At 58.7% G+C, this 14496-nt stretch carries 15 protein-coding genes; 2 read left to right on the top strand and 13 right to left on the bottom strand.

Annotated elements, in window-relative coordinates; translation table 11 throughout:
* Positions 1-69: 69 nt before the first annotated feature.
* From AC1RDQ_RS20855 to puuE, 8 genes are all read right to left on the bottom strand, one after another.
* Positions 70-855 carry an outer membrane protein OmpK gene (locus AC1RDQ_RS20855; RefSeq protein ID WP_057715764.1) on the bottom strand — a complete coding sequence of 262 codons (786 nt, stop codon included), beginning with the start codon at positions 853-855 and terminating at the stop codon, positions 70-72.
* A 377-nt stretch (positions 856-1232) separates the two neighbouring features.
* A complete protein-coding gene (locus AC1RDQ_RS20850; protein ID WP_218496859.1) occupies positions 1233-2018 on the bottom strand; it encodes an outer membrane protein OmpK in 786 nt (261 codons plus the stop codon).
* Positions 2019-2189: 171 nt separating this feature from the next.
* Positions 2190-3542, bottom strand: a complete 1353-nt coding sequence (locus AC1RDQ_RS20845; RefSeq protein WP_090453974.1) for a nucleobase:cation symporter-2 family protein — start codon at positions 3540-3542, stop codon at positions 2190-2192.
* A gap of 163 nt (positions 3543-3705) precedes the next feature.
* Entirely contained in the window at positions 3706-5010 is a 1305-nt protein-coding gene (locus AC1RDQ_RS20840; RefSeq protein ID WP_057715761.1) for a urate hydroxylase PuuD, read from the bottom strand.
* A 50-nt stretch (positions 5011-5060) separates the two neighbouring features.
* Entirely contained in the window at positions 5061-5564 is a 504-nt protein-coding gene (locus AC1RDQ_RS20835) for an ureidoglycolate lyase (protein ID WP_085723223.1), read from the bottom strand.
* 124 nt (positions 5565-5688) lie between these two features.
* Positions 5689-6684, bottom strand: a complete 996-nt coding sequence (gene alc / locus AC1RDQ_RS20830) for an allantoicase (protein WP_057715760.1) — start codon at positions 6682-6684, stop codon at positions 5689-5691.
* A gap of 91 nt (positions 6685-6775) precedes the next feature.
* The gene (gene uraD, locus AC1RDQ_RS20825) at positions 6776-7291 is read right to left on the bottom strand and encodes a 2-oxo-4-hydroxy-4-carboxy-5-ureidoimidazoline decarboxylase (protein ID WP_218496855.1); all 516 of its coding nucleotides are present in this window, start codon (positions 7289-7291) and stop codon (positions 6776-6778) included.
* Positions 7288-8214, bottom strand: a complete 927-nt coding sequence (gene puuE, locus AC1RDQ_RS20820; RefSeq protein ID WP_492588000.1) for an allantoinase PuuE — start codon at positions 8212-8214, stop codon at positions 7288-7290. The genes uraD and puuE overlap by 4 nt, the downstream gene beginning before the upstream one ends.
* A gap of 434 nt (positions 8215-8648) precedes the next feature.
* On the opposite strand from puuE, the gene uraH reads away from it, so the two are divergent.
* Positions 8649-9002: a hydroxyisourate hydrolase gene (uraH, locus tag AC1RDQ_RS20815; protein WP_003223171.1), complete on the top strand. Its 354-nt coding sequence runs from the start codon at positions 8649-8651 to the stop codon at positions 9000-9002.
* 203 nt (positions 9003-9205) lie between these two features.
* On the opposite strand, the gene AC1RDQ_RS20810 is transcribed toward uraH, so the two are convergent.
* The 3 genes from AC1RDQ_RS20810 to AC1RDQ_RS20800 all read right to left on the bottom strand — a co-directional run bounded on the left by AC1RDQ_RS20810 (position 9206) and on the right by AC1RDQ_RS20800 (position 11987).
* Positions 9206-9832 (bottom strand): LysE family translocator, encoded by a 627-nt coding sequence (locus AC1RDQ_RS20810; protein WP_340314459.1) that lies wholly within the window; start codon positions 9830-9832, stop codon positions 9206-9208.
* Positions 9833-9904: 72 nt separating this feature from the next.
* Complete coding sequence (locus tag AC1RDQ_RS20805) at positions 9905-11254, bottom strand: NCS2 family permease (protein WP_090453980.1); 1350 nt, start codon at positions 11252-11254, stop codon at positions 9905-9907.
* 289 nt (positions 11255-11543) lie between these two features.
* Positions 11544-11987: a MarR family winged helix-turn-helix transcriptional regulator gene (locus AC1RDQ_RS20800; protein ID WP_492587999.1), complete on the bottom strand. Its 444-nt coding sequence runs from the start codon at positions 11985-11987 to the stop codon at positions 11544-11546.
* An 82-nt stretch (positions 11988-12069) separates the two neighbouring features.
* Here AC1RDQ_RS20800 and AC1RDQ_RS20795 point away from each other — a divergent pair, with 82 nt between their 5' ends.
* The gene (locus tag AC1RDQ_RS20795) at positions 12070-13236 is read left to right on the top strand and encodes an aminotransferase-like domain-containing protein (RefSeq protein ID WP_407515249.1); all 1167 of its coding nucleotides are present in this window, start codon (positions 12070-12072) and stop codon (positions 13234-13236) included.
* 166 nt (positions 13237-13402) lie between these two features.
* Here AC1RDQ_RS20795 and AC1RDQ_RS20790 read toward each other — a convergent pair whose 3' ends face one another.
* Together AC1RDQ_RS20790 and folE are read right to left on the bottom strand one after the other, a co-directional pair.
* Positions 13403-13774 carry a glutathione S-transferase N-terminal domain-containing protein gene (locus tag AC1RDQ_RS20790; RefSeq protein WP_046042961.1) on the bottom strand — a complete coding sequence of 124 codons (372 nt, stop codon included), beginning with the start codon at positions 13772-13774 and terminating at the stop codon, positions 13403-13405.
* Positions 13775-13878: 104 nt separating this feature from the next.
* Positions 13879-14424 carry a GTP cyclohydrolase I FolE gene (folE, locus tag AC1RDQ_RS20785; RefSeq protein ID WP_007988130.1) on the bottom strand — a complete coding sequence of 182 codons (546 nt, stop codon included), beginning with the start codon at positions 14422-14424 and terminating at the stop codon, positions 13879-13881.
* Between the last annotated feature and the right edge of the window lie 72 nt (positions 14425-14496).

The raw sequence follows: 14496 nt of genomic DNA, 5'->3' as shown, positions 1-14496 counted from the left end.
GTATCAGGACCCCAGCGTTATCGTTCACGACCATCGCGAGCGGGCTCGCTCCTACAGGAGGTGTTCAGATCAGAAGTGAACCTTGACCAGGAAGCTGGTCACGCTCTGATCGGTCTTGAAGCCCTCGCTGTCTTCGATACCGTATTTGTTTTTCCAGTAGTCATACTCGACACCGACGTACAGCTGCTTGGCACCCAGATTCAACGCCTTGCCCAGGTCGTATTTGACCTGCGGGTTGAAGTGCAGGTTGGCGTGGTACTCGCCTTTGCTGTTGACGTCGTTGTCTACCACCCAGTCCATGAAGCCGTCGATCAGGACGTCCGAGCCACCCACCGGAATGGTGTAGGACCAGACCGGAGTGATCTGCCAGACATCGTCACCCGGACGGCCACCCTCGGTGTGACGATTATAGAAGTTCAACTGGAAGTAATCGAAACCAGGAATGGCCAGGTCGAAACCAGGACCGACCAGGTACGACTCGGTGTCGTCTTCGCCGAACTCATACGTCATGGCCAGCAGCACGTCCTTGATCGGGCCGAACTCCAGCTTCTGGTCAAAGATCTTGCCGAACGACAGGCGTGGCTGGAATTCGCCGTAGTGAGTGTTTTCACCCGCGAAATGGTCTTCCTTGCCGTTGTAGAAGATTTTGTCGATGAAGAAGAAGTTGTCGCCGTACTTCCAGGCATCGGCGTGTTCGAAGGTCACCGTCTGCTGGATGCGCGGGTTGACCTGGAAGTCCTTGCCATACAGATAGGTCAGGCTGTTGTTCTGCCACTGCAGCAAATCGCCGGCCATGGCCTGGCCCCCGGCCAGCATCGATCCCGCCAGCATCAGGCTAGTGCACGTACGTTTCATTCGGTTGCTCCCAAAAAGTAGGTGGTTCCACGTTATTTTTTTAAGGTCGGCGCTCTGGTGTGGCGCCTTTTTCTGTATCGGTAAAAAATCATCCATTCGGTCAGCTTTAATGCTGTTAGCAAGAGCTGAGCCAAGGCTTTCAAAAAGCAAAAAAACTCCCGTTCGACGGCTCAAGAGCGGTCGATTGAGAGGGGTTTTGGAGTGCCTTGGTGCCTGCCAGAGCCGGGATAAGTTGGCTTTCTGGTCAGGTTTTACATCCGGGCTTTTTTTTAAACCGGATTCGGGCGGCCGCGGAGAATACTGACTCCTCGGCCAGGTCTCAAGTGCTCCGCAACGGCGCACCGACGGCAGGTTTTGGGCACGGTTGCGGAGCAGCATCAGAAGTGCACCTTTACCAGCAGGCTGGCGGTGTTTTCATTGGTGTTGAAACGGGAGCTGTCCTGGACGCCGTATTTGTCTTTCCAGTAGCTGTATTCGGTGCCGACATACACCTGTTTCTCGCGCCAGCCCAGGGCTTTGCCCAGGTCGTATTTGATCTGCGGGTTGAAGTGCAGGTTGGCGTGATAGGTGCCGCGGGAGTTCTGGTCGTTATCCACCACCCAGTCGATGTAGCCGTCGATCAACAGGTTCGAGTTGCCCAGTGGCAGGGTGTAGGACCAGGCCGGGCTGATTTGCCAGACATCATCGCCAGGGCGCGAGCCTTCGGTCTGGCGGTAATAGAAGTTCAGGGTAAAAAAGTTGAAACCCGGTACCGCCAGGTCGAAACCGGGACCGATCAGGTAGGCCTCGGTGTCGTCTTCGCCGTTCTCGTAGGTCATGGCCAGCAGCACGTCCTTGATCGGGCCGAATTCGAAACGGCGGTCGAGGATCTTGCCGAAGGAGAGGCGTGGGCTGAACTCGCCGTAATAGGCATGAACGCCTTTGTTTCGGTCTTTCTCGCCGTTGTAGTAGGTGCTGTCGATAAACATGAAGTTGTCGCCGTACTTCCAGCGGTCGGCGTGTTCGAAGGTTATCGTCTGCTGGATCGCCGGGTTGATCGCGAAGTTCTTGCCATACAGATAGCTCAGGCTGTTGGTCTGCCACAGCAGCAGATCGCCGGCCATGGCCTGACTCGCGGCCAGCAGGCCAGCACCCAACAGCAGGTTGGTTTGTGTCCGAATCATCTGTTGCTCCCTCTTGTTTTTATTTTTGTGAGGCGCAGGCAACCCCAAACCCTGTAGGAGCGAGCTTGCTCGCGATGGTCGTCAACGATTACGCGTGTTGTCTGAATACCCGTGATGCTCTCGGGTCCATCGCGAGCGAGCTCGCTCCTACAGGGGTCGTGTCTTTACCTGTTAGTGGGCGTGGCAGTCGTTGATGGCCGCGCGTTCGGCGCCACCAAGGATGTTGAACAGCAGGTTCAGCGTCAGCGCGCTGAGGGTGGCCATGGCGATGCCGCTGTGGGTGATCGGGCTCATCCACACGGGCAGGTGGGCGAAAAACTCCGGGCGTACAACCGGGATCAGACCCATGCCGATGCTCACCGCCACCAGCAACTGGTTGCGACGGTCACCGATGTCGGCCTCCTGGAGAATCTTGATTCCGGTGGCGGCGACCATGCCGAACATCGCAATCGCTGCGCCGCCCAGTACTGCTGGAGGAATCGACGCCACCAAAAACGCGGCTTTGGGCAGCAGGCTCAAGACGATCAGCAACCCGCCGGCAACGATGGTCACCGAACGGCAACGCACGCCGGTCATCTGTACCAGGCCGATATTCTGGGCGAAGGAGGAGTGGGTGAAGGTGTTGAAGAAGCCGGCGAAGAACGAAGCGCCGGCATCGCACAACAAGCCTCGACGCAGCATCCGTGGACAGACTTCCTGGCCGGTGATCTTGCCCAGCGCCAGGAACATCCCGGTGGACTCGACGAAGATGATCACTACCACCAGACACATCGACAGGATCGGCGCGAGTTCGAATTTGGGCATGCCGAAGTGCAGCGGAGTGACGAATTGCAGCCATGGAGCCTGAGCCATGCCACTGAGGTCGACCATGCCGAGCAGGCCGCAGAGCACATAGCCCAGGCACATGCCGATCAGCACGGAAATATTGACCCAGAAACCGCGCATGAAGCGATGCACCAGCAAGATGGTGCCCAGTACCAGTGCGGCGATGGTCAGGTAAATCGGTGAACCGAATTGAGTGGCGCTGGCACCGCCGCCGGCCCAGTTCACAGCCACGGGGAACAGCGACAAACCGATCGAGGTGATGACTGTGCCGGTCACCAGCGGCGGGAAGAAGCGTACGACTTTGGACATGAACGGGGCGATGATCATGCCGAAGAACCCGGCGGCGATGGTCGCGCCGAAGATCCCTTGCAGGCCGATACCGGGCATGCCGGCCATGGCGACCATGCTGCCGACGGCGGCGAAACTGGCGCCCATCATCACCGGCATGCGAATGCCCATGGGGCCGATGCCGAGGGACTGGACGATGGTGGCGATACCCGCCACCAGCAGGTCGGCGTTGATCAGGAAGGCGATTTCTTCACGACTCAGGCCAGCGGCCTGTCCGATGATCAGCGGTACCGCGATGGCACCACCGTACATCAGCAGAACATGTTGCAAACCGACCAGGATCAGTTGCAAGAGGGGCAAACGCTGAATGGCGGGTGCGTCGGGGATGCGCGCTTCGGATAGCTCGGACATGCAACACCTCGGATCTTTTTATTCTTGTGATTTACAGCTGCAGTGCTGCTGGCAGCTGTATTCGAATCTGGTGGACCGCGTTGCGGCCAATCGCAGGCAAGCCAGCTCCCACGCAGGCCATGCAAAACCTGTGGGAGCGAGCTTGCCCGCGATGCTTTAGCGATTAATTGGTCTGGGCTCCCTGCACAATCCAGGCACCGATCAGGTCACGTTCCTGCTGAGTCATCTGCGTGATGTTGCCCAGTGGCATGATCTGGCTGGTGACGGCTTGCGCCTGAATCCGCGGTGCGTTCTGGCGGATTTGCTCGGGAGTGTCCAGCATCACCCCGGCCGGGGCCGCGCTGAACAACGGGCTGGTTGGTTTGGCCGAGTGGCAGACCGTGCAACGTTCCTGAATCACGCTGTGCACCTTGTCGAAACCCGGGCCGGCATTGGATGCCTGAGCCGGAGCGGCAGCAGGTGCTTGTGCAGGTTTGGCTTCAGCAGGTTTCAAACCACCGCCCACTGCGGTTTCCGGCAGCGGCTGGTATTCGATTTTCGCTGGAGCGTTGGCCACTTCTGGGGCGCTGGACATCGGCTTCGGACCGGACACATAAGCCAGGCAGATCATGCCCACCGCTGCCACTGGCAGGGTCCAGGCAAACTTGTGGCTGTCGTGACGGGTGTTGAAGTAGTGACGCACCAACACCGCCAGTACCGCGATCCCGGCCAGGATCAACCAGTTGTACTGGCTGCCGTAGGTGCTCGGGAAGTGGTTGCTGATCATGATGAACAGCACCGGCAAGGTGAAGTAGTTGTTGTGACGCGAACGCAACAGGCCTTTGGCCGGCAGAGCCGGATCCGGCGTGCGGTTCTCGGCAATCGCCGCAACCAGTGCGCGCTGTGCCGGCATGATGATGCGGAACACGTTGCCGACCATGATGGTGCCGATGATCGCGCCGACGTGCAGGTACGCACCCCGACCGCTGAACACTTTGCTGAAGCCGTAGGCAGCGCCGATGATCAGGACGAACAGGATGAAACCCAACAGGGCAGGGCGTTTGCCCAGGGCCGAGTCGCACAGGAAGGAGTAGATGAACCAACCGATGAACAGCGAGCCGAGGCCGATGGCCACGCCTTCAGGACCGCTCAGGGTGCTGCCCGGAGCCAGCAGGTAGAGCGTCGGGTTGGAGTAGAACACCACGCACAGCAGCGCGATACCCGACATCCAGGTGAAGTAGGCTTCCCATTTGAACCAGTGCAGGTTGTCCGGCATGGTCGGTGGAGCCAGTTTGTATTTTTCCAGGTGATAGATACCGCCGCCGTGGATCGCCCACAAATCACCGGCCAGACCGCTTTTCGGATTGACCCGATTGAGGTTGTTTTCCAGCCAGACGAAGTAGAACGACGCACCGATCCAGGCCACGCCAGTAATCATGTGAACCCAGCGCACGCTCAGGTTCAGCCATTCCAACAGATGTGCTTCCACAGTCTTTACCTCTCGCCTGTCACTCTGTTGTCGAGTGATCAGACCTTCTCTTATTGGTGGGGGGCGAGGATCAAACGCTCATCCTCTTTGAAAAAATGCTCATCGCAGTTATTGCCTGTGCCACTGCGATCAACCACCAGGAAGTCATCCCGCTTTTCGATCGTCAGCACCGGGTGGTGCCAGACGCCGCGATGGTAATTAATGCCCTGCCTGCCGTTGGTGACGAAGGCGCGGACCAAGCCTGATACAGGTTCATCGCCAAGTGGCGCGACCACGATCAGAAAGGGGTTGCCGAGCAGCGGAATGAAAGCCTGGCTGCCCAGCGGATGGCGCTCCAGCATGCTGACGGTCAGCGGCATGTCCTGCGCATCGGCGCGGAAGATGCTGATGATCGCGTTGTCCTCTGGCGTGGCGGTTTCGACCACAGCCAGTTTATGGAAGCGCATGGTCGAACCGTTGTTGATCATGAAGTGATCGCTGCCGTCGGTTTCGATCACGTCACCGAAAGGGGCGAAGGCTTCTTTGGTCAGCGGTTCAATCGTCAGTGTGCGCATGCTGTTCTTATCCGAATTCTGTGTTGTTAGTTCTATCGCCATCGCGAGCAAGCTCGCTCCCACAGTGGACTGTGGCGTTCACAAAACCTGTGGGAGCGAGCTTGCTCGCGATTGGTCCCACCGCTTATTTAGCGACCTTGCCCAGTACACGCAGGCGGCTCACACCACCATCCGGGAACACGTTCAGGCGGATGTGGGTGATCGGGCCCAGTGCCTTGATCTGCTCGGCGAAGGTGTGCTCGGCGTGCATTTCCAGCTTCTGGCTTGGCAGCAGTTCGCGCCAGAACAGCGACTGGGTTTCGATCTGGCTGTCGGTACCACCCTTCACGAACGCGCCCTGGATCGAGCAGCTGTCCGGGTAGTTGCCCTTGAAGTGCAGGGTGTCGACGATGACTTTTTCGACTTCGCCGGCATGACCCAGCGCGACGATGACCCAGTCATTGCCCGGGGTACGACGACGCGCGGTTTCCCAGCCATCGCCCATGTTGATGCCACGGCCCGGGTTGAGGATGTTGCTCATGCGACCGAAGTGTTCATCGGAGCAGGCGAGGGCGCGACCACCGTTAAGGGCCGCGGCCAGGTCGACTTGCTCGTTGTCGCCGGTAGCCGACCAGTCACGGAACGGCACGCCGTACACGCGCAGACGGGCCACGCCGCCATCCGGGTAGATGTTGAAGCGCAGGTGGCTGAAGGCCTGGTCGTTGTTGATTTCGTGGTAGTGGTGGCTGTTGCCTTGCAGCTCGACGGCCGACAGCACTTCAACCCACTGGGTGTTTTCGTTCGGCTCGCCTTCGGTCAGGAAGCAGGCTTCCAGGGACGCCGATGGCGGGAAGTTGCCGGTGAAGAATGAAGTGTCGATGTCGACGCCCTTGATCGAACCCGGTACGCCCAGGCGGATCACTGCGCTGTCGAAGCCTTCGAAGCGCTTGCGGCGCGATTCCCAGCCGTCCATCCACTTGCCGTTGTCATCGAACACGCCCTCCTTCCATACGGCCGGGGTCGGTTGGAACAGACGGTTGGCGTCTGCGAACCAGTCATCGGTGACCGAGATGATTTTGGTGCCCAGGCGGGCATCGGCCAGGTTGACGAACTTCTCGAAAGGTACGGCGTAAGCTTTCATTCTTCTTGTCTGCCTTTAAATAAGTGGCTTGGGATACTTGCCAGGCCCCCGGGCGGTTTCGGCGTTCTTGAATCCGCTGGGGCCAGGCTTGCTATAGGGTCAGTAATCGGAACAGGGCGATCTTGTTGATCTCCGCCAGCGCGCACTTGAACTCGGTGTCGACCGGGTTGTGGATGCGCGTTTCGAACGCTGCGAGGATCTGATGCCGGTTGCTGCCTTTTACCGCCATGATGAAGGGAAACTTGAACTTGGCTTTGTAGGCGTCGTTCAGCTCGGTGAAGCGAGAAAACTCTTCGGCCGTGCATTGGTGAATACCGGCGCCAGCCTGTTCATTGGTGCTGGCTTCGGTAAGTTGGCCCTGGACGGCGGCTTTGCCGGCCAGGTCCGGGTGAGCGTTGATCAATGCCAGCTGACTGGTGTGATCGGCGCTCAACAGGATGTCGCTCATGCGCTGGTGCAGGGTTTCGATCTCATCGATCGAAGTGTCCTGGCCCAGGTCGAAGGCCTTTTCGGCCACCCATGGCGAATGTTCGTAGATGTCGGCGAAGGCTTTGACGAAGGCGTCTCGGCTCAATGTCGATGGTTTCAATGTTTGAAAGGCGCTCATTTCGCGGCCCCTTGGTACGGGTGGGTTTCTTGCCAGTGACGCGCGATGTCGACGCGACGGCTGAACCACACCTGTTCATGACTTTTAGCGTATTCGATAAAGCGCTTGAGCGAAGCTAGACGCGCCGGACGGCCGATCAAGCGGCAGTGCAGGCCGATCGACAGCATTTTCGGGGCTTCGGCGCCTTCGGCATAAAGCACGTCGAACGCATCTTTCAGGTATTCGAAGAAGTCGTCGCCCTTGTTGAAACCCTGGACCTGGGTGAAGCGCATGTCGTTGGTGTCCAGGGTGTACGGGATCACCAGGTGCGGCTTGCCGGTCGGGTTGTTCGGTTCCCAGTAGGGCAGGTCGTCGTCGTAGGTGTCGCAGTCGTAGAGGAAACCACCTTCTTCCATCACCAGGCGACGGGTGTTTGGACCCGTACGGCCGGTGTACCAGCCCAACGGGCGAGTGCCTGTGATTTCGGTAAGGATGCGGATCGCTTCGAGCATGTGCTCGCGTTCCTGGGCTTCGTCCATGTACTGGTAGTCGATCCAGCGATAGCCATGGCTGCAGATCTCGTGGCCGGCATCGACCATGGCGCGGATCACGTCCGGGTGACGCTGGGCGGCCATGGCCACGGCGAAGATGGTCAGTGGAATGTCGAATTCCTTGAACAGCTTCAGGATCCGCCACACGCCGGCACGGCTGCCAAACTCGTAGAGGGATTCCATGCTCATGTTGCGTGCGCCTTGCAGCGGCTGGGCTGAAACCATTTCCGAGAGGAACGCTTCGGATTCTTTGTCGCCGTGCAGGATGTTGCGCTCGCCGCCTTCTTCGTAATTGAGTACGAACGACAGGGCAATACGGGCATTGCCCGGCCAGTGGGGGTGAGGAGGGTTACTGCCGTAACCGACCAGGTCGCGTGGGTAGTCAGCGCTCACTGCAGGCTTCCTTCTTATTCGATGATGACGGTTGGTGTGACGCAGCTGAAAATGGGATGGCGGGCTTGCGTCACAGCGATGGGCTGATTGTATACAACTTTATATTCACTTTGTAAGCCTGATTTTTCGCATTTTTCACCGACTGTCATCTTTTACTGCTATTGGCGTGAGCCTGCAAGAAATCTGCCTGACTGGTCAATTATTGATTGAAGGGTTCATAGACTGTGCGGTTTAGCGGGAAATCGGCGGTAAACATGCAGATGGCGGACGTCATACGAAAAATGTCGTTTTTATTGTGTACAATTTTTTTTAAAAATGTCTTAATCAGTCGCTCGCCGCAGCTTTTCGTGCTCCGAATCGGTGCGGTCTCCTTTTCAACTGACTTCGGGAGGCGCGAAGTCTGACTGCTCCACGCAGGCAGGCGCGCAGAATCAATGGGACGTTTGACTACACACGTTTTGGACGCAGCACACGGTTGCCCGGGCAGCTCGATCAAGGTCGAGTTGTACCGCGTTGAAGGATCGCACCTGGAATTGGTCGCCAGCGCGATAACCAACAGCGATGGCCGTGTCGATGCACCGCTGCTGCAAGGCGATGACTACCGCACCGGGGTCTATCAGGTTCAGTTTCATGCCGGCGATTACTACCGCGCCCGTGGCGTTCAGCTGCCGGAGCCTGCATTCCTGGATGTCGTGGTGCTGCGTTTTGGCATCTCCGCCGAGCAGGATCACTACCATGTGCCGTTGTTGATTTCGCCTTACAGCTACTCCACCTATCGCGGCAGCTGATCCCCCAGGCAGCTGCTGCACCCTGGAAGCGACTGCGCATATAGCTTCTTTGGTCTTTCGCCCGCTCACACTGCGGGCTTTTTTTCGTCTTGATAAATGCTGCGCCTGGTCTGACGCCACCGCGAGCAGGCTCGCTCCCACATTGGATCTGCGGCGGTCACAAATCCCCTGTGGGAGCGAGCTTGCTCGCGAAGCATTTGATCCTAGCGGCTGAGCAGAGACGCAGCCCCCGCACCACTGAACAGCCCCGCACTGATCCGGTTGAACCAGCTCTGGCCGTTGCCGCTGCGCAGATAGCGTGCCGCACCATGGGCGCCGAGGCCGTAGGCCAATTTGCACAGCAGGTCGAGCACGGTCCAGGTCACGATCATCACCAGCAGTTGTGGCAGGAACGGCTGTTCGGCACTCAAGAACTGCGGCAGGAAAGCGGCGAAAAACAGGATATCTTTCGGGTTGCTTGCGCCCAGCATGAACGCACGCCCGAACAGTGCGCGAAAGCGTGGCACCGGCGCGGCCTGTGGCACTTCAGCGCCATGGGAAGGCAGGCGCGATTGCTGCCAGCTCTGCCAGGCGAGGTAGAACAGGTAGAGGGCGCCAAGAATCTTCAGGGCACTGAACAGCTGTTCCGACGCCAGCAACAACGCCCCCAGGCCCAGCGCCGAAGCACTCAGCAGGCAGATCGATGCCGACACGCCGCCGAGAAAGGCCGGGTAAGAGCGGCGCAGGCCGTAATTCAGACTGTTGCTGATCATCAGCAACGACAGCGGCCCCGGGATCAGGATCACTATCAGCGCAGCGCCGCTGAACAGCAGCCAGGTTTCCAGACTCATCACTTTCCTCCATTTGTACAAAAGCCCCACCCGACGGGGTGAGGCTGTTTTCAAGCGTGTACCGCGTGTGGTTTACAAGAAGATGAACTTGGCGATGAAGATCGCGCAGAGCACCCACAGGCTCACCGAAATTTCCTTGTACTTGCCGGTACCGGCCTTCATCGCCACGTAGGTGATGAAGCCCAGTGCGATGCCGTCGGCGACCGAGAAAGTCAGCGGCATCATGATGGCGGTGACAATCGCCGGAATGCTGTCGGTGGCTTCGTCCCATTCGATGTGGGCCATGCCGCCCATCATCAGCATCGCTACATAAATCAGCGCGCCCGCGGTTGCATAGGCAGGAATCATCCCGGCCAGCGGTGCGAAGAACATGGCTGCAATAAATAGCACACCTACGGTCACTGCGGTAAGACCAGTCCGACCACCCGCTGCAACACCGGCAGCACTTTCCACGTAGCTGGTGACCGGCGGAACGCCGACTACCGCACCGAATACGCTGGAAGCACTATCGGCTTTCATGGCGCGGGAGAGGTTTTCGATCCTGCCATCAGCGCCCACCAGGTTGGCGCGCTGGGCAACGCCCATCAGGGTGCCTGCGGTGTCGAACATGTGCACGAAGAGGAAGGCCAGGACCACGCTGACCATGCTGATGTTGAATACACCTACAACGTTCATGGCCATCCAGGTCGGAGCCAGGCTCGGTGGGGCGGACATGATGCCCTCGTAGTGCACCAGCCCAAGGCCCCAACCGGCGAGGGTCACGGTGATGATGCTGATGAGGATCGCGCCGAACACCTTGTGATAGCTGAGGATGGCGATCATCAGGAAGCACACGGCGGCGAGCAGCGGACCGGGTTCGCGCAGGGAGCCGAGCTTGATCAGGGTCGCCGGGCTATCGACGACGATACCTGCGGTTTTCAGGCCGATCAGCCCCAGGAACAGACCCACGCCGGCGCCCATGGCGAAGCGCAGGCTGACCGGGATGCTGTTGAGCAGCCATTCGCGGATCCGCGAGAAGGTCAGGATCATGAACAACACACCGGACACAAACACCGCGCCGAGGGCGGTTTCCCAGTTGTAGCCCATGGTGCCAACCACGGTGTAGGTGAAGAAGGCGTTCAGCCCCATGCCTGGTGCCAGGCCGACCGGCCAGTTGGCGTACAGGCCCATCAACAGGCAACCGAGTGCCGCGGCGATACAGGTGGCGACGAACGCCGCCCCGTGATCGATCCCGGCGTCGGCCATGATGTTGGGGTTGACGAAAATGATGTAAGCCATGGTGATGAAGGTTGTCAGACCGGCAATCAGCTCGGTCTTCACCGTGGTGCCGTGCAAGCTGAGTTTGAACAGACGTTCCAGCAAGCCATTGCGTAATGGCGGCGAGATTTCCAGCGTCGATGCTTCGGATTTGCGGCTTTCCACAGCGAGTACTCCTCAAGAGTTTTATTGTTATTTCCAGGGCCGGATCCGAGAGGGGTGGCAGCGGCCCTTTGAGGTACTTGCGAATTTGTTGACCTCTTGGTCAGGAACTCGCACGAAGTGGATTATGCTTTTGTATACAAAGAATGCAAATAATGTTTTTGATTTTGTAGACGAAAAGTTTGGCAATAGGGATATATCGCCTGTTCCGATGCCATCGCGGGCAAGCTCGCTCCCACAGTTGATCGCATACCCCTGTAGGAGCGAGCCTGCTCGCGAAGGACTTTCGGGCTCAGGTTTTTTGTTGATTCTCCCCAAGCGCCAGATTCACCGCCAGCCAGCCATTCACCGCCGTCTCCCCAGCCTCGGCAAACACCCGCTCCAGCAATTTCACCTGCTCACGGCGCAACGACTGTTCGAAACGAGCGCCGTCATCGGTCAGTTCCAGCAGACGCTTACGCTTGTCAGTCTCGGACGCGACGCTGTCCACCAGATGCATCTCGACCAACTGACGCAACGGCATGTTCAGCGCCTGCTTGCTCACACCGAGTAAAGCCAACAGTTCCTTGACACTCAGGTTCGGATAGCGGGCGATGAAAAACACGATGCGCTGATGCACCCGACTCAGGCCGCGACGTTCGAGCATTTCATCGGCCTTGGCGGTGAAGGCCTGGTAGCCGAAGAAAAACGCTTCCATGGCTTGCTGCTGGGAAAGCGGGTTTTTAAGGTCAAGCATGTTGACGTATCCGTTCGGGGAGGCGTAATTTCGGTCAACAAGTTTGACTCATTTTTCACATGCCTCGCTACCGGTGATCCCCATGGCTTTTTCCGAACGTGTCTCACGCCTTAAAAGTTCCTTGATCCGTGAAATCCTCGCTGCGGCCCAACGTCCGCAGGTGATGTCGTTTGCCGGCGGCTTGCCGGCCGAAACCATGTTGCCGAAGGTCGAGTGGGCCGAGATGCCGGTTTCCATGGGCCAATACGGCATGAGCGAGGGCGAACCGGCGCTGCGCGAAGCGCTGGCCGCCGAGGCGCGAGCGTTGGGAGTGCCATGTGAGGCAAGTCAGGTATTGGTGGTCAGCGGCTCACAGCAGACCCTCGACCTGGCCGCCAAGCTGTACATCGACAAGGGCACCGAAATCCTGCTCGAAGCGCCGACTTATCTGGCGGCATTGCAGATTTTCCAGCTGTTCGGCGCCGACTGCCTGACCGTGCCGCTGGAGGCTGACGGACCGAACTTGACGGCGCTACGCGCTCGCCTGGAACAACACCGCCCGGCTTTCATCTACCTGATCCCGACCTTCCAGAATCCATCGGCGGTGCGTTACAGCGAAGCCAAACGCAACGCGGTGGCGGCATTGCTCGATGAGTTTGGCGTGACGCTGATTGAGGACGAGCCTTACCGCGAGCTGACCTTCGACGGTGGCAGCGCCACGCCGATTGTCAGTCGCTTGAAGAAGGCCAGCTGGATCTATACCGGGACCGTGTCGAAAACCCTGTTGCCGGGTTTGCGTGTCGGCTACTTGATCGCCAGCCCGGACCTGTTTCCACATCTGTTGAAACTCAAGCAATCGGCGGATTTGCACACCAATCGGGTCGGCCAGTGGCAGGCGCTGCAATGGATCGGCACCGAGAAATATCAGCAACACCGTAGTGAGTTGCGCGATTTTTATCGGGGGCGTCGGGATGCGTTTCAGGCTGCGCTGGAAACGCACTTCTCCGATCTGGCGGACTGGAACGTGCCGCAGGGCGGGCTGTTCTTCTGGTTGAAACTCAAGCAGCCGCAAGACACCCGCACCTTGCTGAATGCCGCGCTGGCCAACGACGTGGCGTTCATGCCGGGGGAGCCATTCTTCCCCGAGCCGGACAACCATCCGGGGTATCTGCGATTGAACTTCAGCCACATTGATCCGGCGCGGCTGGATGAGGGGCTCAAGCGGTTGGCGGCGGTGGTGCGTGCTGCCCAGGCCGCAAAAGCAGCCTAGAAACAAATAAACCGGCCAATGGGCCGGTTTATTTTTGTCTGAAATTTATGGTGCCTGTGCCGGCCTCATCGCGAGCAAGCTCGCTCCCACAGGTTTTGTGTACACCACAAGTCCACTGTGGGAGCGAGCTTGCTCGCGATGGGGGCATCAGCCCCGCCCAAATTTTTCAGGCTGCCGCAAAACGCTTGTCCAGATAATCAATGATCACCTTGGACTCGTACATCCAGGTGGTCTGGCCATTCTCTTCAATGCGCAGGCACGGCACCTTGATCTTGCCGCCTTGCTCCAGCAAGGTCTGGCGATCCTGTTCGTTGTTCTTCGCGTCGCGAAGGGCCACCGGCACATTCAGGCGGCGCAGGGTACGGCGAGTCTTCACGCAGAACGGGCAGGCGTGGAATTGATACAGCGTCAGGCCCTTGGCAGCCGAATTGACCTGCGCCTGAACTTCCGCCGGGCGCTGCTTCTTGCCTGGGCGGGTGATGAAGTCGATGAAGATGATCAGTTGGCCAAGGCCGACACGAAGCGCTTTTACGAACACGTTGAAAGCCTCACGGTGCAAACGAATAAGGGCGCGCAGCTTACCTGATTTTTTGCGGGCGAAAAAAAACCGGCGATGAACGCCGGTTTTCTTCGTACCGCAAATTACTTGATGAGGCTGAGGAATTCGCTGCGGGTGGCGGCGTTTTCACGGAACTCACCGAGCATCACCGAGGTGATCATCGTCGAATTCTGCTTTTCCACACCGCGCATCATCATGCACATGTGCTTGGCCTCGATCACCACTGCAACGCCCAGGGCGCCGGTAACCTGCTGGACCGCATCGGCGATCTGGCGGCTGAGGTTTTCCTGGATCTGCAGGCGGCGGGCGTACATGTCGACGATCCGCGCGACTTTCGACAGGCCCAGGACCTTGCCGCTCGGGATGTAGGCGACGTGAGCCTTGCCGATGAACGGCAGCAGGTGGTGTTCGCACAACGAGTACAACTCGATGTCCTTGACCAGCACCATTTCGCTGTTGTCGGAGCTGAACAGGGCACCGTTGGTGACCTCTTCCAGTGTCTGTTCATAGCCGCGGCAGAGGTACTGCATGGCTTTGGCGGCACGTTTTGGCGTGTCGAGCAGGCCTTCGCGGGAAACGTCCTCGCCGAGCTGGCCGAGGATCGCCGTGTAATTCTGTTCCAGGGACATGAAACTACCTGTGGGATTTTACGCAAAGGGCAAGGGTACGGTGACGGACACGACGCTGCAAGCGTGACGCGT

The sequence above is a fragment of the Pseudomonas sp. GW823-FHT02E01 genome, assembly GCF_058797535.1.
The sequence above is the reverse complement of the archived record's forward strand: the minus strand, read 5'-3'. Positions and strand labels throughout refer to the sequence as shown.

Bases quoted from the DNA above. Each gene is read 5' to 3' on its own strand.
- AC1RDQ_RS20850 (WP_218496859.1), bottom strand. From the start codon at position 2,018: ATGATTCGGACACAAACCAACCTGCTGTTGGGTGCTGGCCTGCTGGCC.
- AC1RDQ_RS20810 (WP_340314459.1), bottom strand. From the start codon at position 9,832: ATGAGTCTGGAAACCTGGCTGCTGTTCAGCGGCGCTGCGCTGATAGTG.
- folE (WP_007988130.1), bottom strand. From the start codon at position 14,424: ATGTCCCTGGAACAGAATTACACGGCGATCCTCGGCCAGCTCGGCGAG.
- AC1RDQ_RS20835 (WP_085723223.1), bottom strand. From the start codon at position 5,564: ATGCGCACACTGACGATTGAACCGCTGACCAAAGAAGCCTTCGCCCCT.
- AC1RDQ_RS20845 (WP_090453974.1), bottom strand. From the start codon at position 3,542: ATGTCCGAGCTATCCGAAGCGCGCATCCCCGACGCACCCGCCATTCAG.
- uraH (WP_003223171.1), top strand. From the start codon at position 8,649: ATGGGACGTTTGACTACACACGTTTTGGACGCAGCACACGGTTGCCCG.
- AC1RDQ_RS20795 (WP_407515249.1), top strand. From the start codon at position 12,070: ATGGCTTTTTCCGAACGTGTCTCACGCCTTAAAAGTTCCTTGATCCGT.
- uraD (WP_218496855.1), bottom strand. From the start codon at position 7,291: ATGAGCGCCTTTCAAACATTGAAACCATCGACATTGAGCCGAGACGCC.
- AC1RDQ_RS20800 (WP_492587999.1), bottom strand. From the start codon at position 11,987: ATGCTTGACCTTAAAAACCCGCTTTCCCAGCAGCAAGCCATGGAAGCG.
- alc (WP_057715760.1), bottom strand. From the start codon at position 6,684: ATGAAAGCTTACGCCGTACCTTTCGAGAAGTTCGTCAACCTGGCCGAT.
- AC1RDQ_RS20855 (WP_057715764.1), bottom strand. From the start codon at position 855: ATGAAACGTACGTGCACTAGCCTGATGCTGGCGGGATCGATGCTGGCC.